The organism is Kitasatospora albolonga (assembly GCF_039535905.1).
GTDB lineage: Bacteria > Actinomycetota > Actinomycetes > Streptomycetales > Streptomycetaceae > Kitasatospora > Kitasatospora albolonga.
The window spans coordinates 209587-233404 of record NZ_BAAAYB010000149.1; the positions used below are offsets into that span (position 1 = coordinate 209587).

At 71.6% G+C, this 23818-nt stretch carries 23 protein-coding genes; 22 read left to right on the forward strand and 1 reads right to left on the reverse strand.

Annotated elements, in window-relative coordinates:
- Positions 1–117 precede the first annotated feature (117 nt).
- From ABD946_RS37355 to ABD946_RS37390, 8 genes are all read left to right on the forward strand, one after another.
- The gene (locus ABD946_RS37355; protein ID WP_345290195.1) at positions 118–885 is read left to right on the forward strand and encodes an enhanced serine sensitivity protein SseB C-terminal domain-containing protein; all 768 of its coding nucleotides are present in this window, start codon (positions 118–120) and stop codon (positions 883–885) included.
- 369 nt (positions 886–1254) lie between these two features.
- On the forward strand, positions 1255–2232 hold the full coding sequence (locus ABD946_RS37360; protein ID WP_345290196.1) for an ABC transporter permease: 978 nt from the start codon (positions 1255–1257) through the stop codon (positions 2230–2232).
- A 104-nt stretch (positions 2233–2336) separates the two neighbouring features.
- A complete protein-coding gene (locus tag ABD946_RS37365) occupies positions 2337–4115 on the forward strand; it encodes an ABC transporter substrate-binding protein (RefSeq protein WP_345290197.1) in 1779 nt (592 codons plus the stop codon).
- A 107-nt stretch (positions 4116–4222) separates the two neighbouring features.
- Positions 4223–5221, forward strand: coding sequence for an ABC transporter permease (locus ABD946_RS37370; protein ID WP_345290199.1), 999 nt, complete (start codon positions 4223–4225; stop codon positions 5219–5221).
- Entirely contained in the window at positions 5218–6291 is a 1074-nt protein-coding gene (locus ABD946_RS37375) for an ABC transporter ATP-binding protein (RefSeq protein ID WP_345290200.1), read from the forward strand. The genes ABD946_RS37370 and ABD946_RS37375 overlap by 4 nt, the downstream gene beginning before the upstream one ends.
- Positions 6292–6325: 34 nt before the next feature.
- Positions 6326–7360 carry an ABC transporter ATP-binding protein gene (locus ABD946_RS37380; RefSeq protein ID WP_345290201.1) on the forward strand — a complete coding sequence of 345 codons (1035 nt, stop codon included), beginning with the start codon at positions 6326–6328 and terminating at the stop codon, positions 7358–7360.
- Between the two features lie 67 nt (positions 7361–7427).
- On the forward strand, positions 7428–8237 hold the full coding sequence (locus ABD946_RS37385) for a class I SAM-dependent methyltransferase (protein WP_345290202.1): 810 nt from the start codon (positions 7428–7430) through the stop codon (positions 8235–8237).
- 51 nt (positions 8238–8288) lie between these two features.
- Positions 8289–8948 (forward strand): trimeric intracellular cation channel family protein, encoded by a 660-nt coding sequence (locus ABD946_RS37390; RefSeq protein WP_345290203.1) that lies wholly within the window; start codon positions 8289–8291, stop codon positions 8946–8948.
- On the opposite strand, the gene ABD946_RS37395 is transcribed toward ABD946_RS37390, so the two are convergent.
- A complete protein-coding gene (locus ABD946_RS37395) occupies positions 8884–9705 on the reverse strand; it encodes an IclR family transcriptional regulator (RefSeq protein ID WP_345290204.1) in 822 nt (273 codons plus the stop codon). The genes ABD946_RS37390 and ABD946_RS37395 overlap by 65 nt on opposite strands.
- Before the next feature lie 145 nt (positions 9706–9850).
- Between ABD946_RS37395 and ABD946_RS37400 the strand changes: the two genes are divergently transcribed.
- The 14 genes from ABD946_RS37400 to ABD946_RS37465 all read left to right on the forward strand — a co-directional run bounded on the left by ABD946_RS37400 (position 9851) and on the right by ABD946_RS37465 (position 23807).
- Positions 9851–11035, forward strand: coding sequence for a cysteine desulfurase family protein (locus tag ABD946_RS37400; RefSeq protein ID WP_345290205.1), 1185 nt, complete (start codon positions 9851–9853; stop codon positions 11033–11035).
- Positions 11036–11276: 241 nt separating this feature from the next.
- Positions 11277–12413 (forward strand): tRNA 2-thiouridine(34) synthase MnmA, encoded by a 1137-nt coding sequence (mnmA, locus tag ABD946_RS37405; protein ID WP_345290206.1) that lies wholly within the window; start codon positions 11277–11279, stop codon positions 12411–12413.
- A gap of 45 nt (positions 12414–12458) precedes the next feature.
- Complete coding sequence (locus tag ABD946_RS37410) at positions 12459–12989, forward strand: LOG family protein (protein WP_345290208.1); 531 nt, start codon at positions 12459–12461, stop codon at positions 12987–12989.
- A complete protein-coding gene (locus ABD946_RS37415) occupies positions 12989–13678 on the forward strand; it encodes an SDR family oxidoreductase (RefSeq protein WP_345290209.1) in 690 nt (229 codons plus the stop codon). The genes ABD946_RS37410 and ABD946_RS37415 overlap by 1 nt, the downstream gene beginning before the upstream one ends.
- 66 nt (positions 13679–13744) lie before the next feature.
- Positions 13745–14023 (forward strand): hypothetical protein, encoded by a 279-nt coding sequence (locus tag ABD946_RS37420; RefSeq protein ID WP_345290210.1) that lies wholly within the window; start codon positions 13745–13747, stop codon positions 14021–14023.
- Entirely contained in the window at positions 14020–14439 is a 420-nt protein-coding gene (locus ABD946_RS37425; protein WP_345290211.1) for a type II toxin-antitoxin system VapC family toxin, read from the forward strand. The genes ABD946_RS37420 and ABD946_RS37425 overlap by 4 nt, the downstream gene beginning before the upstream one ends.
- A 95-nt stretch (positions 14440–14534) precedes the next feature.
- Entirely contained in the window at positions 14535–15542 is a 1008-nt protein-coding gene (locus ABD946_RS37430; protein WP_345290213.1) for a methionine synthase, read from the forward strand.
- A gap of 15 nt (positions 15543–15557) precedes the next feature.
- Positions 15558–17843: an NAD-dependent DNA ligase LigA gene (ligA, locus tag ABD946_RS37435; protein ID WP_345290214.1), complete on the forward strand. Its 2286-nt coding sequence runs from the start codon at positions 15558–15560 to the stop codon at positions 17841–17843.
- Between the two features lie 301 nt (positions 17844–18144).
- Entirely contained in the window at positions 18145–19737 is a 1593-nt protein-coding gene (locus ABD946_RS37440; RefSeq protein WP_345290215.1) for a putative bifunctional diguanylate cyclase/phosphodiesterase, read from the forward strand.
- Positions 19738–19865: 128 nt separating this feature from the next.
- Positions 19866–20162 carry an Asp-tRNA(Asn)/Glu-tRNA(Gln) amidotransferase subunit GatC gene (gene gatC / locus ABD946_RS37445; protein WP_035845952.1) on the forward strand — a complete coding sequence of 99 codons (297 nt, stop codon included), beginning with the start codon at positions 19866–19868 and terminating at the stop codon, positions 20160–20162.
- 4 nt (positions 20163–20166) lie between these two features.
- Positions 20167–21660: an Asp-tRNA(Asn)/Glu-tRNA(Gln) amidotransferase subunit GatA gene (gatA, locus tag ABD946_RS37450; RefSeq protein ID WP_345290217.1), complete on the forward strand. Its 1494-nt coding sequence runs from the start codon at positions 20167–20169 to the stop codon at positions 21658–21660.
- On the forward strand, positions 21657–21896 hold the full coding sequence (locus ABD946_RS37455; protein ID WP_345290218.1) for a hypothetical protein: 240 nt from the start codon (positions 21657–21659) through the stop codon (positions 21894–21896). The genes gatA and ABD946_RS37455 overlap by 4 nt, the downstream gene beginning before the upstream one ends.
- Positions 21897–21928: 32 nt before the next feature.
- On the forward strand, positions 21929–23440 hold the full coding sequence (gatB, locus tag ABD946_RS37460) for an Asp-tRNA(Asn)/Glu-tRNA(Gln) amidotransferase subunit GatB (protein WP_345290220.1): 1512 nt from the start codon (positions 21929–21931) through the stop codon (positions 23438–23440).
- Between the two features lie 175 nt (positions 23441–23615).
- Positions 23616–23807 (forward strand): hypothetical protein, encoded by a 192-nt coding sequence (locus ABD946_RS37465; protein WP_345290221.1) that lies wholly within the window; start codon positions 23616–23618, stop codon positions 23805–23807.
- The last annotated feature ends 11 nt before the right edge of the window (positions 23808–23818 follow it).

A 23818-nucleotide genomic window follows, 5' to 3' on the forward strand; every position in this document is an offset into this window, starting at 1 on the left:
ACGCGCCGGTACGGGGCGGCGGTATGACGGCTGTCGGGCTCGGCCAATAGGCTTCCCCCGACAACCACGGACGGCCACGCTGGCCGAGGGCGGGACGGACGGCGGGCGGAGCACGGCATGAGCGCGGGAGCGGCGGCAGACGGCGCGATCGAGCGCGCCCTCGGCGAGGTCGCGCCGGAGCGCTACGACGCCTACGAGCGGCTGCTGGGGGCACTGGCGGCGGGCCGGGTCTGGATGCTGCTCTGGCACGGGCAGCCGGGCAGCCCGGACGCCCAGTACGGGAACATGGAGATCGGCGGGCACGGCTACGCCCCCGCCGTCACCTCCCCCGAGCAGCTGGCGCTCTGCGGCTGGACCAGGAGCCACGAGGTGATCTCCGGGATGGAGATCGCCCACGCGCTGTACCGCACCCGCTGGGGCCTGTGGCTCAATCCGCACGTGCCCGGTGGCGGGGTCGGTGTGCCCTGGGCCGACCTGCGCCGGATCGCCGGCGGGCTGGACCGGCTGCCGGCCGGTCCGCTCCAGCTGGCCGAACCGGCCGTGCAGGCCCCGCAGTTCTACGCCCAGCTGCAGCGCGAGGCGGCGGCGGTGCGCCCGCTGCGGGCGCTGCGGCAGGCCTGGGTGCGCCCGGCCGTGGGCGAGGCCTACCTGGCCGTCGGCCTGGACCTCTACGACACCTCGCCGCCGTCCGTGGAGGCGGCCCGGGCGCTGGTGCAGCGTGCGGTGGCGCACGCCCCGGCCGGGCTCGCGGTCTCCACCGTGCTGCTGGCCGACGAGCTGGACCCGGTGGCGATGTGGCTGCGCGCCTTCGCCCGTCCGTTCTTCGACCGGGAGTCGGCGAACCACCCGCCCCAGGGCTACTGGCCGCACCAGCCCTGGCGCTGAGCAGGGCTTTTCCCCGTTCCCGCAGGGGCGGTTGACGAAGTGTACGAGCAGTCCTTCGCACGCATCTTGACAGTCGAGTAACACCTGTGTGAAGAGCCTTATTCGCCAGGACACGGCCGTGCATGCGGACAGATCACAGTTGGGCATCCTTCGGTTGTCAGGTCTGGCGTAAGGCCTCCCCGATGCCAGAGAGTCTGCGCAGTGCAGTGCGGGGCTTACCTGAGCTGCCTGGCAACTCCCTTGCTTCTCAGCACCTTTCGCAATCGCGATTCCGGACCGTACCCATGTCCGGGCCCTACCCGGGCCCGGTGCTAGGTGTACGTACGGCACCGTGGCCGGCCACCGTCGGCGAGGGGAAACGAAAGACACATGAGCACTTCCACCAAGAGCACCGACGCTCCGGAGGCCCCCGCAGCCCCGGCCAAGCGGATCGAGGGCCGGTCGCCCGGCCGGATCGCCTGGGACCGCCTCAAGCGCGACAAGGTCGCACTGGCCGGCGGCGTCGTGGTGCTGCTGCTGATCCTGGCCGCGGTCTTCGCGCCGGTGCTCACCTCGCTGTTCGGGCACCCCGTGGACGAACCGCACCCGGATCAGATCAACCCCGATCTCGGCCTCCCCAAGGGGGCGTTCGGCGGCATCAGCAGCGACTTCCTGCTCGGCGTCGACCCGACCTTCGGCCGCGACGTGTTCAGCCGGATCGTCTACGGCGCCCGGATCTCGCTCACCGTCGCCTTCCTGGCGGCCGGCGTGTCGGTGGTCATCGGCGTGCTGGCGGGCATCGCGGCCGGCTACTTCGGCGGCTGGGTCGACGCGGTGATCAGCCGGGTGATGGACGTCCTGCTGGCCTTCCCGCAGCTGCTGTTCTCCATCGCGCTGGTCTCGGTGATGCCCAACTCCGTTCTGGGGCTGGAGGGCAGCGCCGTCCGGATGGCGATCCTGGTGCTGGTGATCGGCTTCTTCGGCTGGCCCTACATCGGGCGCATCGTCCGAGGTCAGGCCCTGTCGCTGCGCGAGCGCGAGTTCGTCGACGCCGCCCGCAGCCTGGGCGCCGGCTGGCCGCACATCCTGCTGCGCGAGCTCCTCCCCAACCTGGTCGCCCCGATCCTGGTCTACGCGACCCTGATCATCCCGACCAACATCCTGAGCGAGGCCGCCCTCAGCTTCCTCGGCGCGGGCGTGAAGCCCCCGACCCCGTCCTGGGGCCAGATGCTCTCCGAGGCCACCCGGATCTACCAGGTCGACCCCACCTACATGGTGGTGCCGGGCCTGGCCATCTTCATCACGGTGCTGGCCTTCAACCTGTTCGGCGACGGGCTGCGCGACGCGCTCGACCCCAAGGGCAACTGACCGCCGGTCAGCCGGCCCGGGCAGGCTCCCATGCCAACTGCCCGCCGAAACAGGACCTTTCGAGACTGTTCCACCCCAGTACGACCATCAGGAGGAAAGTACCCATGACGCGAAACCGGACGCTCGCCGCCGCCGCCCTGGTGGCCACGCTGGCCGTCACCCTCACCGCTTGCGGTGGCAGCGCGGACAAGAAGGGCGGCACCGGCGACGGCGCCTCCAAGTCGGCGTCGGCCGGCGGCTTCAACGCGGCCGTCGACAAGGTGCTCAACCCGTCCGACAAGAAGGGCGGCACGCTCAACCTCTGGAGCACCACCGACGCCGACTCCTGGGACCCGGGCCGCGCGTACTACGCGTCGATCTGGAACATGCAGCGCTTCTACGCCCGTACCCTGCTGGCCTTCGACTCGAAGCCGGGCAAGGGCGGTCTGGAGCTGGTGCCGGACCTCGCCGCCGCCAAGCCGGAGATCTCCGCCGACGGCAAGACCTACACCTTCAAGCTCAAGAAGGGCATCAAGTTCGAGGACGGCTCGGCCATCACCTCGAAGGACATCAAGTACGGCATCGAGCGCGTCTTCGCCCAGGACGTCATCTCCGGCGGCCCGACCTACCTGGTCAACAGCCTCGACCAGGGCCAGGGTTACAAGGGCCCGTACACGGACACCACCCCGGACAAGATGGGCCTGAAGTCCGTCGAGACCCCGGACGACGCCACGATCATCTTCAAGCTGGCGAAGTCCGACTCGGCCTTCCCGTACCTGCTCGCGATGGGCACCGCCTCGCCCGTCCCGGCGAAGGCGGACACCGGCTCCAAGTACGGCGAGAAGCCGGTCTCCTCCGGCCCGTACAAGTTCAAGTCGATCGAGCCCGGCAAGTCCGTCGAGTTCGTCCGCAACGAGAACTGGGACCCGACCACCGACCCGTTCCGCAAGGCCCTGCCGGACGTGGTGAAGCTGACCATCACCACCAACGCCGACGACATGGACAAGCGCCTGCTCGACGGCTCGATCGACCTCGACTTCGCGCAGACCGGCCTCTCCCAGGCCGCTCAGGCCCAGGTGCTGACCAACGACAAGCTCAAGGCCAACACCGACGACCCGTTCAACGGGTTCATCCGCTACATCGCGATGGTCCCGAAGATCGCCCCGTTCGACAACGAGCACTGCCGCAAGGCGGTCATGTTCGCGGCCGACACCACCGCCCTGCAGACCGCCCGCGGCGGTTCGGTGGCCGGCTCGCCGTACGGCTCGATGCTGCCCCCGAACATCCTCGGCTCGGACAACTACGACCCCTTCACCCTGGTCGACGGCAAGCCCGACGTGGCGAAGGCCAAGGAGGAGCTGGCGGCCTGTGGCAAGCCGGACGGCTTCAAGGCCACCATCGCGGTCCGCGGCAACAAGGACAAGGAGGTCAAGTCCGCCGTCGCCCTGCAGACCGCGCTGAAGGCGATCAACGTCGACATCACCATCGACCAGTACGACGGCAAGCTGCTGGCCTCGGTGGCCGGTTCGCCGGAGGTCGTGAAGAACAAGAACTACGGTCTGATCGTGGCGGGTTGGGGTGCCGACTACCCGAAGGGCGACGGCTACATGCAGCCGCTGATGGACGGTCGCTTCATCACCGCCAACGGCAACAGCAACTACCCCGAGACCAACGACCCTGAGGTCAACGCCCTGTTCGACAAGGCCGCCGCCGAGGCCGACCCCGCCAAGGCCGCCGAGATCTACAAGCAGATCAACCACAAGGTGACCGACATGGCCGTCTACCTGCCGGTGGTCGCGGACCGCGCGCTCAACTACCGCAACCCGCGCCTGACCAACGTGTTCATCAACGACGCGTTCGGCATGGTCGACTTCCAGGCCCTCGGTACCAACGACGGCAAGTGACCTGCCCAGTCCCGTAGTTCGCACAGCTAGTCCGAAGGGCAGGTGAAGACGCCGCCCGGGCCGGGCGCCCCACGAGGGCGCCCGGCCCGGGGGCGGCGTCGACCGCAGTGCTCGTGTACATCATCCGACGGCTCGTCAATGTCGTCGCCATGCTGGTGGTGGTTGCGGCCGTCACCTTCGGCATCTTCTTCATGGTGCCGAAACTGACCGGGAGCGACCCGGCGCTGCTCTACGTCGGCAAGATCGCCGACCCCGCGGCGATCGAGGGCATCCGTCACAAGATGGGCCTCGACAAGTCCGTCATTGAGCAGTTCTGGCTCTTCCTCAAGGGCCTGGTCCTCGGACGCGACTACAGCACCGGCGTGGACGTCACCCACTGCTCCGCGCCCTGCTTCGGCTACTCGTTCAAGACCGAGCGCGAGGTCTTCCCGGTGCTGCTCGACCGGCTGGGCGTCACCGCCTCGCTGGCCCTCGGCGCCTCGATCATCTGGGTCGTGTTCGGCACCATGACCGGCATGATCTCCGCGCTCAAGCGCGGCTCGCTGCTCGACCGCTTCACCATGACCACGGCCCTGGCCGGCGTCTCCCTGCCGATCTACTTCACCGGCATGCTGGCCAGCGCGGTCTTCGTCTACCAGCTGGGCGTCTTCCCGAACGACTACGTGCCGTTCGCCGACGACCCGATCGCCTGGTTCCAGAACCTGGTGCTCCCCTGGGTCACCCTGGCCTTCCTCTACGCGGCCAACTACGCCCGGCTCACCCGGGCCACGCTGCTGGAGGTGCTGGGCGAGGACTACGTCCGCACCGCCCGGGCCAAGGGCCTCGGCGAGGGCACGGTGATCCGCAAGCACGCGATGCGCTCCACCCTGACCCCGATCCTGACCGTCTTCGGCATGGACCTCGGCGGCCTGATCGGCGGCGCGGTGCTCACCGAGTCCACCTTCAACTTCCGCGGCCTGGGCTACGAGGCGGTCTCCTCGATCGCCGCCAGCGACCTGCCGGTGATCATGGGCGTGACGCTCTTCGCGGGCTTCTTCATCATCCTGGCCAACCTGCTGGTTGACATCCTGTACGCCGCTGTCGACCCCCGGGTGAGGCTCGCATGACCGAGATCCAGATCGACAAGTCCGCCTCGGCGAAGCCCGGTTCGGCCTACCTGGAGGTCAAGGACCTCCGGGTGCACTTCCCCACCGACGACGGCCTGGTCAAGTCGGTGGACGGGCTCACCTTCTCGCTGGAGAAGGGCAAGACCCTCGGCATCGTCGGCGAGTCCGGCTCCGGGAAGTCCGTCACCTCGCTCTCCATCATGGGCCTGCACCGGATGGGCAAGCGCGGCGCACCGAGGATCACCGGCCAGGTCTGGCTGGACGGCGAGGACCTGATCGCGGCCGGCCCGGACCGGGTGCGCGAGCTGCGCGGCCAGAAGATGGCGATGATCTTCCAGGACCCGCTGACCGCGATGCACCCGTACTACACGGTCGGCGCCCAGATCGTCGAGGGCTACCGCGCCCACCACCCCGGCACCTCCAAGAAGGTGGCCCGCACCCGGGCGATCGAGATGCTCGACCGGGTCGGCATCCCGCAGCCGGACAAGCGGGTGGACTCCTACCCGCACGAGTTCTCCGGCGGCATGCGCCAGCGCGCGATGATCGCCATGGCGCTGGTCAACGACCCCTCGCTGCTGATCGCCGACGAGCCCACCACCGCCCTGGACGTCACCGTCCAGGCGCAGATCCTGGACCTGATCCGGGACCTGCAGAAGGAGTTCGGCTCCGCGGTCATCATCATCACCCACGACCTGGGCGTGGTGGCCGAGCTGGCCGACGACATCCTGGTGATGTACGGCGGCAAGTGCGTGGAGCGCGGGCCGGCCGGGACCCTCTTCGAGTCCCCCGAACACCCGTACACCTGGGGCCTGCTGGGCTCGATGCCGCGGCTGGACCGACCGCTCCAGGACCGCCTGGTGCCGGTCAAGGGCACCCCGCCCAGCCTGATCAACGTGCCCTCCGGCTGCGCCTTCCACCCGCGCTGCCCGTACGCGGACCGCACCGCCGGCCGTTCGACCTCCGAGCTGCCGAAGCTGGCCGAGGCCGCGCCCGGCCACCTCGCCGCGTGCCACCTGCCGATCGCCGAGCGGCACCGCATCTTCACCGAAGAGATCGCGCCCCGGCTGTGAGCGTCGTCCGTACCACCCCTCAGGAGAAGACCCCATGACGGACTCATCGACGACGGCGGCGACCGTGCCCGCTCCCGCGCCGGCCTCCGACCGTGAGCCGCTGCTCCGGGTGACCGGTCTGACCAGGCACTTCCCGATCACCAAGGGTCTGCTGCGCCGTCAGGTCGGCGCCGTCCGCGCGGTGGACGGGATCGACTTCGAGGTCCGCGCCGGGGAGACCCTCGGCGTGGTCGGCGAGTCCGGCTGCGGCAAGTCCACCATGGGCCGCCTGGTCACCCGGCTGGACGAACCGACCGGCGGCAAGGTCGAGTTCGAGGGCCGGGACATCACGCACCTGGGCGTCTCGGCGATGCGTCCGCTCCGCCGCGACATCCAGATGATCTTCCAGGACCCGTACTCCTCGCTCAACCCCCGGCACACCGTGGGCACCATCGTCGGAGCGCCGTTCCGGCTCCAGAAGGTCTCCACCGAGCACGGCGTCAAGCGCGCGGTGCAGGACCTGCTGGAGCTCTGCGGCCTCAGCCCGGAGCACTACAACCGCTACCCGCACGAGTTCTCCGGCGGTCAGCGCCAGCGCATCGGCATCGCCCGCGCGCTGGCCCTGAAGCCGAAGATGATCGTGGCGGACGAGCCGGTCTCGGCCCTGGACGTCTCCATCCAGGCCCAGGTGGTCAACCTGCTCGACGACCTCCAGAACGAGCTCGGCCTGACCTACCTGATCATCGCGCACGACCTCTCGGTGGTCCGGCACGTCTCCGACCGGGTCGCGGTGATGTACCTCGGCAAGGTGGTGGAGATCGCCGACCGGGACTCGCTCTACTCGGCGCCGATGCACCCGTACACCAACGCGCTGATGTCGGCGGTCCCGGTGCCGGACCCGCGGCGCAAGGAGCAGCGCGAGCGGATCCGGCTGACGGGTGACGTCCCGTCACCGATCAACCCGCCGAGCGGCTGCCGCTTCCGTACCCGGTGCTGGAAGGCCCAGGACGTCTGCGCCACAGAGGAGCCGCGCCTGGTCGCGCCCAAGGCCGGGCACCAGGTGGCCTGCCACTTCCCCGAGAACTCCTGATCGTTTCCGCCTAGACTGCCCGTCGGCACGACCGGGTCACTCCGGTCACAGATGGGCTGTTCAACACGTGGTGGATTTCCAGGAGTTCGAGCGCGGCGGCTGGGCGCGGCGCAGTGGTACCTACGACGGCGGTTTCGGTGCGATGACGGCGGGACTGCACGCCCGCCTGCTCGCCGAGGCCGCCGTCGGCGCGGGCACGAGGGTGCTCGAGGTGGGCTGCGGCACCGGCCGGCTGGGCCTGGCCGCGGCGGCCCTCGGGGCCGAGGTGACGGCCACCGACGCGGTCGAGGAGATGGTGGCCGAGGCGGCCCGGGTGCTGCCCCGGGCGGTCACCGCGTCGCTGCCCGGACTGCCGTTCGCGGACCGGGAGTTCGAGGCCGCCGTCGGCGCCTTCGTGATCAACCACGTGCCCGACCCGGTGGCGGCCGTCCGCGACCTGGCCCGGGTGGTGGCCCCCGGCGGGCGGATCGCGCTGTCCTGCTGGGACTCCCTGGCGGCCAACCGGGCCCAGGGACTGTTCTTCGACGCCTTCGCCGAGGCCGGGGCCACCCGGCCGGCCGGTCTGCCGGGTGACGCCCCGTTCGCCCCGTACGCGGCCCCGGAGGCCTTCGCGGAGCTGCTCCGCTCGGCCGGGCTGACCGAGGTGGCGGTGCACCGGGTCGGCTGGACCCACCGGGTCGACCCGGGGCAGTGGTGGAAGGACGTGCTGGAGGGCACCGTGCTCACCTCCTCCCTGATCGAGGGTCAGCCCCCCGAGACGGCCGCCCGGATCGAGCGGGCGTACCTGCGCCTGGCCGCCCGGTACGCGGCCGGAGACGGCACCGTGGAGCTCCCGGTGGCCGCCCTGCTGGCCGTCGGCCGGGTGGCGGCGGACTGACCTGCGGGGCGGCTCGTCCCCGTTCGGGTGACGGCGCGGTAAGAATTGACGGTGACTTCGCAGCTCTTCCCGCCCGACGTCCAGCAGACCCTGGACCTGATCGGCATCTTCGTCTTCGCCCTGTCCGGGGGCCTGCTGGCCGTCCGCAAGAACATGGACATCTTCGGCATCTGCGTGCTGGCCGAGGCCACCGCGCTGGGCGGCGGCGTGATGCGCGACCTGGTGATCGGGGCCACCCCGGTGGTCGCCTTCACCAACCTCGGGTACTTCGTCACGCCGCTGCTGGCCGGTGTGGTGGTCTTCTTCCTGCACCCCGAGGTGGAGCGGATCAACCGCAGCGTGCAGACCCTGGACGCGCTCGGTCTCGGCCTGTTCTGCGTGACCGGCACGGCCAAGGCGCACGACTACGGCCTCGGCTCGGTCTCCTCGGTCGCCCTCGGCATGCTGACCGCCGCCGGCGGCGGGGTGATCCGCGACGTGCTGGCGCACGAGACGCCCTCGCTGCTGCGCTGGGACCGCGAGATCTACGCGGTGCCCGCCCTGGTCGGCGCGGCCATGGTCGCGGTGCTGACCGCCACCGGCGCGCTCACCACGGCGACCGGCACCGCCGCCGCGCTGACCGCCTTCGTGCTGCGGATGCTGGCGCTCAAGTACGGCTGGCGGGCACCACGTGCTTGGCACCGCAACGGTTCTCGCACCAGCGAGGAGTAGGGGAGCCGCCGTAGGCCAGCGAGATCGCCTCGGCGGTGCAGAGCAGCTCCGGCACCAGCTTGGAGAGCTCGGCGATCGGGGTGGTGCCCGCCGCCGCGGAGATCGAGAACGCGGCGATCGCGGTGCCCTCGATGCCGACCACCGGGGCGGCGATGCAGTTCACCGTCTCCCGGTACTCGGCCTCGTCCACCGCCCAGCCGAGGCGGCGCACCGAGGCCAGCTCGCTGCGCAGCTCCTCGGGGCCGCGCACCGAACGGCTGGTCCTGGCGGTGAAGTCCTGCCCCTCCAGGAACGCCGTCAGCTGATCCTCCGGCAGATCGGCGAGCAGCACCTTGCCCACGGCGGTGGTCACCGCCGGCACCCGGCGGCCGATCCGCACCGAGGGGTCGGCCCAGGAGCCGGGCCGGTCCGTGTGGCGGCTCTCCACCTTGTCCAGGTAGAGCACCTCGCCCTCGTCCAGCACGGCCAACTGCACGGCGTGCCCGTAGCGCTCGTTCAGCGCCGCCAGGTACGGCGCCGCCACCTGGCGGACGTCGATCCCGTCCAGGGCCTGCTGGGCCAGCGAGAACAGCCGCCCGCCGAGCCGGTAGCGCTGGTCGGACTGGCGGTGCACGAAGCCGTGCTCCTGGAGGGTGCGCAGCAGCCGCAGCGCGGTCGACTTGTGCACCCCGATCCGGGAGGCGGCCTGCTCCAGCGAGGCCGGACCCTGGCCGAGCGAGGCCAGGATGGTCAGTGCCCGGTCCACCGTCTGTGACATGGCGGCCCCCTCCCTGAGCGGGCTGGCAGTGCCCGGATGCGGCAGGAGGCTAACGGCGCGTTGCACGGTGTGCAATGGCCAAATCGTGATACTGGGGCGCCGATCGGCGAGGCGGCGCCCGCCCGGCCCCTACACTTGTGCCGCTATGCCATACCTGGATCACGCGGCCACCACTCCGATGCTGCCCGAGGCGATCGCCGCCATGAGCGCGCACCTCGGGGTGGTCGGCAATGCCTCCTCGCTGCACGCGGCCGGACGCCGGGCCCGCCGGGTGGTGGAGGAGTCCCGTGAATCGCTGGCCGCCTCCCTCGGCGCCCGCCCCAGCGAGATCGTGCTGACCGCCGGCGGCACCGAGTCCGACAACCTCGCGGTCAAGGGCCTCTACTGGGCCCGCCGGGACGCCGACCCGGCCCGCCGCCGGGTGCTGTGCAGCCCGGTCGAGCACCACGCGGTGCTGGACGCGGTGCACTGGCTCTCCGAGCACGAGGGCGCCGAGGTCGAGTACCTGCCGGTGGACGCGTACGGCCGGGTGCACCCCGCGGCCCTGCGGGAGGCCGTCGAGCGCGACCCCGCCTCGGTGGCCCTGATCACCGTGATGTGGGCCAACAACGAGGTCGGCACCATCCAGCCGATCCGTGAACTGGTCGACGTGGCGCGGGAGTTCGGCATTCCCATGCACGCGGACGCGGTGCAGGCGCTCGGCCAGGTGCCGGTCTCCTTCGCCGAGTCGGGGCTCGATGCGCTGACCGTCACCGGGCACAAGATCGGCGGCCCGTACGGGGTCGGCGCGCTGCTGCTCGGGCGGGGCGTCGGACCGGTCCCGCTGCTGCACGGCGGCGGGCAGGAGCGGGACGTCCGCTCCGGCACGCTCGACGTCCCGGCGGCGGCGGGCTTCGCGGCGGCGGCCGGACTGGCCGTCGAGCGGCGGGCCGCGTACGCGGCCGAGGTCGGCGCCCTACGGGACTCGCTGGTCGCGGCCGTACTGGCCGAGGTCCCGGACGCCGTCCTCAACGGCGCTCCGGCGGGGGAGGGGCGGCTGCCCGCCAACGCGCACTTCTCCTTCCCGGGCTGCGAGGGTGACGCCCTGCTGATGCTGCTCGACGCCCAGGGCATCGAGTGCTCCACCGGCTCCGCCTGCTCCGCCGGCGTCCCCCAGCCCAGCCACGTCCTGCTCGCCCTGGGCGCCGACCCGTTGCTGGCCCGCGCCTCCCTCCGCTTCTCCCTCGGCCACACCTCCACCCCCGCCGACGTCGCCGCCCTCGCCGCGGCCATCGCCCCGGCCGTCCACCGCTCCCGCAGCGCCGGCCTGGCGGCGGCCGCGCGGCGCTGATCGCAGGGGGCTCGGCAGGGCAGTGACCCCAGGGGCGCGAGGAACTGCGCGAGTGCGGAAGGCGAGCTAGGGCCAGATCGGGGCAGGCGAGCCAGTTGCACGTGCTGCCGTTCCCCCGCACCCCGGCCTCACGTGCAACTGGCTGACGTGCCCCGATCTCACGCCGGGCCGTCTACCGCCTCGCGCAGTTCCTCGCGCCCCTGAAGGCCCCTACGGGGCCTCGCGTACGCTGGTGGGCATCATGACTGACTTCCCTGGTGCCCCGTCCTCGCCCGGCAGCGGCCGGCTGCGCGTGCTCGCCGCGATGTCCGGCGGCGTCGACTCGGCCGTCGCGGCCGCCCGCGCGGCGGAGGCCGGCCACGAGGTGACGGGCGTGCACCTGGCGCTGTCCTCGAACCCGCAGTCCTTCCGGACCGGCGCCCGCGGCTGCTGCACCATCGAGGACTCCCGCGACGCCCGCCGCGCCGCCGACGTGATCGGCATCCCGTTCTACGTCTGGGACCTGGCCGAGCGCTTCCGCGAGGACGTGATCGACGACTTCGTCGCCGAGTACGCGGCCGGCCGCACCCCGAACCCCTGCCTGCGCTGCAACGAGAAGATCAAGTTCGCCGCGCTGCTGGACAAGGCGATCGCCCTCGGCTTCGACGCGGTCTGCACCGGCCACTACGCCCGGATCGTCGACCTCCCCACCGGGGAGCGGGAGTTGCACCGGGCCGTGGACGCCGCCAAGGACCAGTCCTACGTGCTCGGCGTGCTCGACGCCGAGCAGCTCGCGCACTCGCTCTTCCCGCTCGGCGACACCACCAAGGACGTCATCCGCGAGGAGGCCGAGCGCCGCGGCCTGGCCGTCGCCAAGAAGCCGGACAGCCACGACATCTGCTTCATCGCCGACGGCGACACCCAGGGCTTCCTGGCCAAGCACCTCGGCACCGCCACCGGCGACATCCTGGACACCGACGGCACCAAGCTCGGCGAGCACGACGGCGCCTACGGCTTCACCATCGGCCAGCGCAAGGGCCTGCGGATCGGCCGCCCGGCCGCCGACGGCAAGCCCCGCTACGTGCTGGACATCTCACCGGTGAACAACACCGTCACGGTCGGCCCGGTCGAGGGCCTCGACGTCCTCGGTCTGACGGCCATCCGCCCCCGCTGGTGCGGCGAGCCCCCGGCCGGTCCGGGCGCGTACACCGCCCAGCTGCGCGCGCACGGCGAAGAGGTCCCCGTCACGGCCGAACTGACCGACGGTCAGCTGCACGTCGCCCTCGCCGCCCCTGCCCGTGGCATCGCGCCCGGCCAGGCCGTGGTGCTCTACGACGGCACCCGGGTCGTGGGCTCGGCCACCATCGCGAGCACCGAGCGGCGCCCGGTCACGGCGTAATCGCCTTCGGCGGCGGGCGGGTGACCTGATAGACCTGGGGGCACTATGAACATCACCGTCTTCTGTTCCGCATACTCGCTCGACGAGAAGTACACCGCCCCCGCCGCCGAGTTCGCCCGCCTGCTCGGCGAGCGCGGCCACACCCTGGTCTGGGGCGGTTCGCACGCCGGCCTGATGGGCCTGCTGGCCGACGAGGTCCGGGGGGCCGGCGGCCGGCTGGTCGGGATCTCGGTGGACTTCCTCGCGCACAAGGCCTACGAGGGCGCCGACGAGATGGTCACCACTCCCGACCTGGCCACCCGCAAGGCGCACCTGCTGGAGCGGGCCGACGCGCTGGCGGTGCTGGTCGGCGGGCTCGGCACGCTCGACGAGATCACCGAGGTGCTGGAGCTGAAGAAGCACGCCCGGCACGACAAGCCGGTCGTGGTGCTGGACACCGAGGGCTTCTACACCGGGCTGCGCACGCAGCTTGAGCGGATGGACGCCGAGGGCTTCCTGCCCCGGCCGCTGGCCGAGCTGGTGCACTTCGCCGCCACCCCGGCCGAGGCGATCGCACTCCTGGAGGGGACGAACTGATGGGTGCTCACCTGATCACCGGAGCCGGCTCGGGCATCGGCGAGGCGGTCGCGGAGCGGCTGTCCGCGCGCGGCGAGCAGCTCTGGCTGCTGGCCCGGGACGCCAAGCGGGCGGCCCAGCTGCGCGAGCGCTTCGCCGGCGCCCGCACCCTGGTCGGCGACCTGTCCGATCCGGCCAAGCTCTCCTGGGCCTTCGGCCACCAGGAGTTGCCGGTGGAGCTGGACTCGCTGCTGCACGTGGCCGGGGTGGTGCAGCTGGGCGAGATCGGCGACCTCCCGGTGAAGGCCTGGCAGGAGCAGCTGAACGTCAACCTGGTCGCGCCCGCCGAGCTGACCCGGCTGCTGCTGCCCTCGGTCCGGCTGGCCCGCGGTCACGTGGTCTTCGTCAACTCCGGTGCGGGCCTGCGGGCGGACGCCACCTGGGGCGGGTACGCGGCCAGCAAGTTCGGCCTGCGCGCGCTGGCCGACTCGCTCCGTCTGGAGGAGCAGCCGCACGGCGTCCGGGTCACCACCGTCTACCCGGGCCGCACCGCCACCCCGATGCAGGTGAAGGTCCACCAGCAGGAGGGCAAGGAGTACGACCCCACGCGCTGGATCGCCCCGGAGTCGGTCGCCACCGCGATCGTCACCGCGATCGACCTGCCCCGGGACGCGGCCCTCACCGAGATCACCGTCCGCCCGGGCAACTGAGGCAGCCTCGGCACTGGGGCATGCACGTAGCGCACGCCGAATCGGTCCGCGTGCCAGACTGGGCCCATGACGGCAGCTCGCGACTACGAAGACCTGCGGTACGCGGTGGAACACCTCAGTCCTCGCCAGGCCCGCCGCCTCCGCCTGATCATCAGCCAGGACGAAGAGTTTGCCGATCTCCTTCCCCCACGGGCGGAAGAGCAGACCGGCGACGACGAGGGTGACCTGCTGCCGGCGAGCTTCCTCGCGCTCGCCGGCAGCATCGAGGCTCCCGCCGACTATGCGGAGAACCACGACGTCTACATCGCGACCCGCGGCGACCGGGGCGGAAGCGCCGCCGGGTGACCGTCACGATCCTCGACACCGGACCGCTCGTCGCGTTCTTCAACGCCAGGGACAACCACCACGTCCGCTGCGTGGACTTCTTCTCCCAGCTCCGGGGCCGGAAGGTTCTGCCCTCCACCGTCCTGGCCGAGGTCAGCTGGCAGTTGGAGCGCTGGCCAAGTGTGGAACGCAGGTTCATCGATCACGTGGCCCAGGGCCACTTCGAACTCGACAACGTCACCCCCACCGACCTCCTCCGCGTCGGCGAGCTCATCGAACAGTACGACAGCTTCCCCCTCGGGGCCGTGGACGCCTCCGTCATCGCAGTAGCCGAACGCCACGGAGCCCAGCGCATCGCCACCCTCGACCGCCGCCACTTCACCGTCGTCCGGCCCAAGCACACGGACTGCTTCACCCTGCTCCCCGACCTGACCTGACGGCAGCAGCGACGGCACCGACCTGCCCCGGGACGCCGCCCTCACCGAGATCACCGTCCGCCCGGGCAACTGACGCGGGGCACTAGGCTCGTCGCGTGACTGGACACGTGTTTCCCGAGCTGACCGGAGCCGCCACCGGGGTCGGCTCGCTTCCCGGCACGGACGCCCGGGAGGCGGCGAAGACCTCGGTGGGGGCGCTGGAGTTCCTGCCGCACCTGCCGGAGCTGCCCGCCCGGGGCCCTGGCGCCGACATGATCGGGCGCTCGGCCGGGATGCTGGTGGAGTTGTTCGCCCAGACCGAGCCGAGCGGCTGGCGGTTCGCCGACCGGCCCGGCCGGGACACCCGGCGGGCGCACTCCTGGCTGGGCGAGGACCTGGACGCCCTGGAGGAGTTCACCCAGGGGTACACGGGTGCGCTCAAGGTGCAGGCGGTCGGGCCGTGGACCCTGGCGGCGAGCATCGAGCTGAAGCACGGCGAGAAGGCCCTCGCCGACCTCGGCGCCTGCCGGGACGTCGCGGAGTCCCTCACCGAGGGCCTGCGCCGCCACCTGGCCGAGGTCCGCAAGCGGATCCCCGGCGCGGAGCTGGTGCTCCAGCTCGACGAACCGTCACTTCCGGCCGTGCTGGCCGGCTCGGTGAAGACCGCCAGCGGCTTCCAGCGGCTGCGCGCGGTGGACCGCCAGCACGCCGAGGAGACCCTGCGCGAGCTGATCCGCGGCCTGGACGCGCCGGTGGTGGTGCACAGCTGCGCCCCGGACGTCCCGCTGGCGCTGCTGCGCCGGGCCGGGGTGGCCGGGATCTCGCTGGACTTCGGTCTGTTGACGGAGCGTGAGGACGAGGAGATCGGCGAGGCGGTCGAGGCCGGCACCGTGATCCTCGCCGGTGTGGTGCCGTCCACGGACGCGGGAATGACGGACCCGGCCGGTAGTGTCCAGGGTGTCAGGACGTTGTGGCGCAGGTTGGGGCTGTCCCCGGAACTGCTCGGCCGCCGTGTGCTGGTGACGCCGACCTGTGGCCTGGCGGGTGCTTCGCCCGCGTACGCCCGCAAGGCGCTGTCACTCAGTGCGAGGGCCGCGCAGAGTCTGGTGGACAACCCGGAGTAGCAGGAGGAGACCAGGGTGGCGGTCGAGGGCTGGGCGGACGTACCGGCGGAGGTGCGTGAGCGGCACGCCGAGCTGGCGGCGGAGATCGTCGGCCACCGGGTGCGGTACTACGAGCAGGACGCCCCGATCGTCACCGACGCCGAGTTCGACCGGCTGCTGCGGGAGTTGGAGCGGATCGAGGCCGAGCACCCGGTCCTGGTCACCCCCGACTCGCCGACCCAGAACGTCGGCGGCGCCCCCACCGAGCTGTTCGCCGCGGTGGAGCACCGCGAGCGCCTGCTCAGCCTGGACAACGCGATGGACGACGAGGAGCTGGCCGCCTGGGCCGAGCGCGTCGCCCGCGAGCTGGACGGCATCGAGTACCACTACCTGTGCGAGCTCAAGGTGGACGGACTGGCCGTCAACCTCACCTACGAGAACGGCCAGTTGACCCAGGCCGCGACCCGCGGTGACGGCCGGGTGGGCGAGGACATCACGCCCAACGTCCGCACCATCAAGGAGATCCCGCACCAGCTCAAGGGCGAGAACATCCCGGCGTTGGTGGAGATCCGCGGCGAGGTCTACCTGCCGACCGAGGCCTTCGCCGAGCTGAACGCCTCGCTGGCGGCCGAGAACGAGCGCCGGCAGAAGGTGAACGAGGAGCGCGCCAAGGAGGGCAAGCGCCCCGGCGCCCTGGTCAATCTGTTCGCCAACCCCCGGAACGCGGCAGCCGGTTCGCTCCGTCAGAAGGACTGGCAGGTCACCGCCTCCCGCCCGCTGCACATGGTGGTGCACGGCATCGGCGCCCGCGAGGGCTTCGACATCGACTGCCAGTCGCACGCCTACCAGTTGCTGCACGACTGGGGCCTGCCCACCGCCCGGCACAACAAGGTGGTCGGCACCCTGGACGAGGTGCGGGCCTTCATCGCGCAGTACGGCGAGCAGCGCCACTCGGTCGAGCACGAGATCGACGGCGTGGTGGTCAAGGTGGACGAGATCGCCCTGCAGGGCCGGCTCGGTGCCACCTCCAAGTCCCCGCGCTGGGCGATCGCCTGGAAGTACCCGCCGGAGGAGGTCAACGGCAAGCTCGCCGAGATCAAGATCGGCATCGGCCGGACCGGCCGGGCCACCCCGTACGCGGTGCTGGAGCAGCCGGTGAAGGTGGCCGGCTCGATGGTCCAGTACGCCACCCTGCACAACCAGGACGTGGTCAAGGCCAAGGGCGTGCTGATCGGCGACACCATCGTGCTGCGCAAGGCCGGTGACGTGATCCCGGAGATCCTCGGCCCGGTCGAGGAGCTGCGCCCGGAAGACGCCTACGCCTTCACCATGCCGGCCGACTGCCCGGAGTGCGGCAGCCCGCTGCGCGCGATGAACGAGGGCGACATCGACCTGCGCTGCCCCAATGCGCAGTACTGCCCGGCCCAGATCCGCGAGCGGATCGCCTACCTGGGCGGCCGCTCCTCGCTGGACGTCGAGGGCCTCGGCTACGTGGCCGCCACCGCGCTGACCCAGCCGCTGGAGCCCGCCGAGCCGCCGGTCGGGAACGAGGGGGACATCTTCGCCCTGACCGTTGAGCAGTTGCTGCCGATCAAGGTCAAGGTGCTGGACCCGAAGACCGGCATGCCCAAGCTGGACGACACGACCGGCGAGGAGAAGGTCTCCGAGTTCTTCCGGACGAAGGCCGGACAGCCGAAGAAGTCGGTCGCCCTGCTGCTGGACAACCTCGACAAGGCCAAGGACCGCCCGCTCTGGCGCTACCTCAACGGCCTGTCGATCCGTCACGTCGGCCCGGTCGCCGCCCAGGCGCTGGCCGCCGAGTTCCGCGACCTGGACAAGATCTTCGCTGCCACCGAGGAGGAACTCGCCGCCACCGAGGGCGTCGGCCCGACCATCGCGAAGGCCATCCAGGAGTGGTACGCCGAGGAGTGGCACCGGGAGATCCTGGAGAAGTGGCGCGCCGCCGGCGTCCGCTTCGTCGAGGAGGCCGCCGAGGAGGAGGGCCCCCGCCCGCTGGAGGGCCTCACCCTGGTGGTCACCGGCACGCTGGCCGGCCACACCCGGGACGGTGCCAAGGAGGCGCTCACCTCGCGCGGCGCCAAGGTCACCGGCTCGGTCTCCAAGAAGACCGACTTCGTGGTGGCCGGTGACAACCCCGGCTCCAAGTACGACAAGGCCGTGCAGCTCGGCCTGCCGGTGCTGGACGACGCGGGCTTCGCCGTCCTGCTGGAGCAGGGCCCCGTCGCCGCCCGGGCCCACCTCGGGATCGAGCCGATCGCCACGGAGGAGGCCCCGGCGGCCGAGCCGACCGACGAGAGCTGATACTCCGTTACTTTTCTGATGCCTCGTCAGCGGGGTCTGTCCGAAAGAAACCGGGCATTCTGTCACTGGGCGGCACTCCGGAAGGATGTTCCGCCGGTGCGGCGTCCAAGGTTGTCCGAAAGTCCGCCTCACGGGTCGGACCCGGGCATACCCTTGGGGCGACACTGCGTCAGCAAGGGTGGCCGGCCCCGGGAGCACCAGCCGGGCCGACGGGGAAGCCCGCACGCTGGCCTCCACCGCACCGGGGGTGTCGTACCGAAAGGCGGCCTGAACGGGGCGGGCCCGACGGAGGACAGGGCTTATGGATCGTACGACCGGCGGCGCGCCCACACGCCCGCCGCAGGGGGTGGCGGGTGCGGTCCTGCTGCTCGGCGTGCTGTTGGCCGGGGCGGCGCCGCTCATCCCGCTCGCCGTCCTGGTCTACCGGCACGAGCCAGAGCTGCTGCCGCTGTTCGCGGTGCCGCTGGCGGTCCTGGTGGCCGCCTGGCGGATCGCCCGGGACCGGGCCCGCGACCAGCTGACCGACCCGCTGACCGACCTGCCGAACCGTCACGCCCTGCTGCTGGCCGCCCAGGAGGCGATCGCCGAGGGCGAGGGCGAGGAGGACTGGAACGTCGGGCTGATCCTGCTCGACCTGGACCGCTTCCGCTCGCTCAACGACGCGCTCGGGCACACCGCCGGGGACAGGCTGCTGGTGCACATCGCCCGGCGCCTGCACCGTGCGCTGCGCTCCGGCACGCACAACCCCGAGCGGGACGATCCGGACGACGTCTTCTCCTCCCTCCCGGTCGCCATCCAGCGCAGCCACCGCCCGGTGGTGGCCCGGATGGGCGGCGACGAGTTCGCCGTCCTGCTGCCCGGGGTCGGCCGGGCGGACACCCTGGAGCGGATGGCCAAGGCGCTGATCGCCGAACTCGCCGCTCCCATCCGCCTGGACGGGCTGCTGCTGGTGCTGGAGGCCAGCGCCGGGGTCTGCGTCTACCCCGCCCACGCCCAGGACGCCGAGGCGCTGCTGCGCCGGGCGGACGTCGCGATGGGCCACGCCCAGCGCCGCCGCACCGGGGTCGAGCAGTACGACGAGACCCGCGACCTGGACACCCCGTACCGGATCGGCCTGCTCGGCGACCTGCGGCGGGCCCTGGAGACCCGCGAGGTGCAGCTGCACTACCAGCCGAAGGTGGCCTTCGACGGCCGGGTGGTCGGCCTGGAGGCGCTGCTGCGCTGGGAGCGGCCGGGCCAGGGCCGGGTGCCCCCGGACGAGTTCATCGGCCTGGCCGAGTCCAGCGGGCTGATGCCGCGGCTGACCGACTACGTGCTGGAGGCCGCCGTCGGCCAGCTGGCGCTCTGGCGCGCGCAGGGCCTGGAGGTGCAGGTCGCGGTCAACGTCTCGCCCCGGGACGTGCTCAACCCGGGCTTCGCCGACCGGGTGGCCGGCCACCTGACCAGGCACCAGGTGCCCGCCGGGGCGCTCCAGTTGGAGATCACCGAGCGGCTGCTGCTGGACGACTCCCGGCTGGCCGCGGACACCCTGGCCGAGCTGCGCCGCTACGGGGTCGGGATGTCGCTGGACGACTTCGGCACCGGGCACTCCTCGCTGGTGCGGCTGCGCTCGCTGCCGGTCGGCGAGTTGAAGATCGACCGGTCCTTCGTCTCCCGGATGGTGGCCGACGACCACGACGCCGCGGTGGTCCGGTGCTCGGTCGAGCTGGCCCACTCGCTCGGGCTGACGGTGGTCGCCGAGGGCGTCGAGGACGACGAGACCTGGGAGCGGCTGCACTCCCTCGGAGTGGACGCGGTGCAGGGCTGGCTGGTCTCCGCCGCCCTCCCGGCGGACCAGGCCACCGCCTGGCTGATGGTCCATCGGACCGGTGCCCCCGAGGTCGAACTGCTCTAGCGGCACGGGGCGCCCGGGCCGGGACGAGCCCGGGCGCCCGGCGCTGCCCATAGGATGGGCCTGGAAAGATGGGCCGTCACACATGTCTCGTGGCGGTCTGACCAGAACTCACCCTTGAGGATCGCTGCATGCCTGGCATCACGCGCGAGGAGGTCGCCCACCTCGCCCGGCTGTCGCGTCTGGAGCTGCAGGCCGAAGAGTTGGACCACTTCGCCGAGCAGCTCGACGTGATCATCGGCGCGGTCGCCCGCGTTTCCGAGGTCGCCGGACAGGACGTCCCGCCGACCTCCCACCCGCTTCCGCTGACCAACGTCATGCGGGCGGACGAGGTGCGCCCGTCGCTCACCCCGGAGCAGGCCCTGGCCGGTGCGCCGGCCGCCGAGGAGCAGCGTTTCCGCGTCCCCCAGATCCTCGGGGAGGACTGATCCCGTGACCGAGCTCATCAAGAAGACCGCAGCCGAGACCGCCGCCGCCATCGCGGCCGGAGAGGTCTCCGCCGTCGAGGTCGCCCAGGCCCACCTGGACCGGATCGAGGCCACCGACAAGAAGGTCAACGCCTTCCTGCACGTGGACACCGAGGGCGCCCTGGCGGCCGCCCGCCGGGTGGACGCCAAGCGCGCGGCCGGCGAGCAGCTGAGCCCGCTGGCCGGCGTGCCGCTGGCGCTCAAGGACGTCTTCACCACCGAGGGCATCCCGACCACCTGCGGGTCGAAGATCCTCGAGGGCTGGGTGCCGCCGTACGACGCCACCCTGACGGCCCGTCTGAAGAACGCCGACGTGGTCATCCTCGGCAAGACCAACATGGACGAGTTCGCGATGGGCTCCTCCACCGAGAACTCCGCCTACGGCGTGACCGGGAACCCGTGGGACCTGTCCCGCATCCCCGGCGGCTCCGGCGGCGGCTCGGCCGCGGCGCTGGCCGCGTACCAGGCCCCGCTGGCCATCGGCACCGACACCGGCGGCTCGATCCGCCAGCCCGGCGCCGTCACCGGCACCGTGGGGGTGAAGCCGACCTACGGCTCGGTCTCCCGCTACGGCCTGATCGCGTTCTCCTCCTCGCTGGACCAGGGCGGCCCGTGCGCCCGCACCGTGCTGGACGCGGCGCTGCTGCACGAGGCCATCGCCGGGTACGACCCGCTGGACTCCACCTCCATCAACGCCCCGGTCCCGGCCGTGGTCGAGGCCGCCAAGCGGCGCGACGTCCGCGGCATGCGGATCGGCGTGGTCAAGGAGTTCGCCGGCGAGGGCTACCAGGCCGGCGTGATGCAGCGGTTCAACGAGTCCGTGGAGCTGCTCCGCGAGCTCGGCGCCGAGGTGGTCGAGGTCTCCTGCCCGTCCTTCACCCTCGCGCTCCCGGCCTACTACCTGATCGCCCCGAGCGAGGCCTCCTCCAACCTGGCCCGCTTCGACGCGATGCGGTACGGCCTGCGGGTCGGCGACGACGGCACCCGCTCGGCCGAGGAGGTCACCGCCCTCACCCGCGAGGCCGGCTTCGGCCCCGAGGTGAAGCGCCGCATCATCCTCGGCACCTACGCCCTCTCCTCGGGCTACTACGACGCCTACTACGGCTCGGCCCAGAAGGTCCGGACCCTGATCTCGCGCGACTTCGACGCGGCCTTCGCCGGCGTCGACGTGCTGGTCTCGCCGACCACCCCCACCACCGCCTTCCCGATCGGCGAGCGCGCCGACGACCCGATGGCGATGTACCTGGCCGACCTGTGCACCATCCCGTCCAACCTCGCCGGCAACGCGGCCATGTCGCTGCCCTGCGGCCTGGCCCCGGAGGACAATCTCCCGGTCGGCCTGCAGATCATCGCTCCCGCGATGGCGGACGACCGCCTGTACCGCGTGGGCGGCGCCGTCGAGGCCGCGCTCAACGACAAGTGGGGACACCCCCTGCTCGAGGAGGCACCGGTTCTGTGAGCAGCATCGCGAAGGCCAAGGGCTTCAAGAAGTCCAAGCCCGGTCTCTGGCTGTCCATCGGGACGAGCGCGTTCGGCGCGATCTCGATCTCCAAGGACATCCGCAAGGCCCGGACCGAGAACGACAACCTCCTGCTCCTCAACGCCCTGGTCGGTGCCGCCGCGCTGATCACCGGCACCGCGCTCCTCGTCCGTGAGCTCAAGCGGCTCGGGGACGACGACGTGCTGCTGGGCTGACGGACCGCCAAGACTCAAGTGAAGGGGACGCTGTGAGCGTCATTAGCCTGGTCTCGTACGAGGACGCACTCGCCTCGTACGACCCGGTGATGGGCCTTGAGGTCCATGTCGAGCTGGGTACCAAGACCAAGATGTTCTGCGGCTGCTCGACCGAGCTGGGCGCGGAGCCGAACACCCAGACCTGCCCGACCTGCCTCGGCCTGCCCGGCTCGCTGCCGGTGGTCAACGCCATCGGCGTGGAGTCGGCGATCAAGATCGGTCTCGCGCTGAACTGCGAGATCGCCGAGTGGTGCCGGTTCGCCCGGAAGAACTACTTCTACCCGGACATGCCGAAGAACTTCCAGACCTCGCAGTACGACGAGCCGATCGCCTTCAACGGCTACCTCGACGTGCAGCTGGAGGACGGCTCGACCTTCCGGGTGGAGATCGAGCGCGCCCACATGGAGGAGGACACCGGCAAGTCCAGCCACGTCGGTGGCGCGACCGGCCGCATCCACGGTGCGACCCACTCGCTGCTGGACTACAACCGGGCCGGCATCCCGCTGATCGAGATCGTCACCAAGCCGATCGAGGGCGCCGGCGAGCGCGCCCCCGAGGTGGCCAAGGCGTACGTGGCCGAGCTGCGCGAGCTGATCCGGGCGCTGGGCGTCTCCGAGGCCCGGATGGACAAGGGCCAGATGCGCTGCGACGTGAACCTGTCGCTGCGTCCGAACGGCACCGAGAAGTTCGGCACCCGCTCGGAGACCAAGAACGTCAACTCCCTGCGCAGCGTGGAGCGGGCCGCCCGGTTCGAGATCCAGCGGCACGCCACGGTGCTCACCGACGGCGGGACGATCGTCCAGGAGACCCGGCACTTCCACGAGGACAACGGCTCCACCACCTCGGGCCGGATCAAGGACAACGCCGAGGACTACCGGTACTTCCCGGAGCCCGACCTGGTCCCGATCGCCCCGAGCCGCGAGTGGGTCGAGGAGCTGCGGGCCGCTCTGCCCGAGCTGCCCCGGGTCCGCCGGGCCCGGCTGCAGGCCGAGTGGGGCGTGTCCGACCAGGACATGCAGTCCATCCTCAACGCCGGTGCGGTCGAGCCGATCCTGGACACCATCGCGGCCGGTGCGCCGGCCGACCAGGCCCGCAAGTGGTGGCTGGGCGAGCTGGCCCGCCGGGCCAACGAGACCGGCACCGAGCTGGCCGACCAGCCGATCACCCCGGCCCAGGTGGCCCGGGTCTGCGCGCTCGTCGCCGAGGGCAAGCTCAACGACAAGCTGGCCCGTCAGGTGATCGAGGCCGTGCTGGCCGGCGAGGGCGAGCCGGACGCCGTGATCGAGGCCCGCGGCCTCGCCGTGGTCTCCGACGACTCCGCGCTCAGCGCGGCGATCGACCAGGCCCTGGCGGACAACGCCGGCGTCGCGGACAAGATCCGCGGCGGCAAGGTGGCCGCCGTCGGCGCCCTGGTGGGCGCGGTCATGAAGGCCACCCGCGGCCAGGCCGACGCCGCGAAGGTCAAGGACATGATCTTCGAGAAGCTCGGCGTCTCGCCCGAGTAGGACGCCCTAGGCACGACGAGGACCGCCCGCTCCGTCCCTACGGAGCGGGCGGTCCTCGTCTAAGGACCTGACGCCCCGGGAGATGCGGCATGCTCCCGATGTGGCCACCCCCCTTACCGGAGGAAGCTCTTACCCAGGACGAAGAGCCCGCAAGGGAAAACAAGGGGAGACCACGATGTTCGAGTACGAGCTCATCCAGGCCCGCTCGCAGGAGCTGCAGCGCCAGGCCCGCCACGACGCGCTGGTCCGGGAGGCCCTGGAGGCCGACCGGGAGGCCGCCCCGGCGCTGCGCCTGGGCCTGCTGAGGGCGCTGCGACAGCGCCGGGTACGGGCCCTGAGTCCGCGCCCGCAGCTCAAGCACAGCTGAGCCAGTGCAAA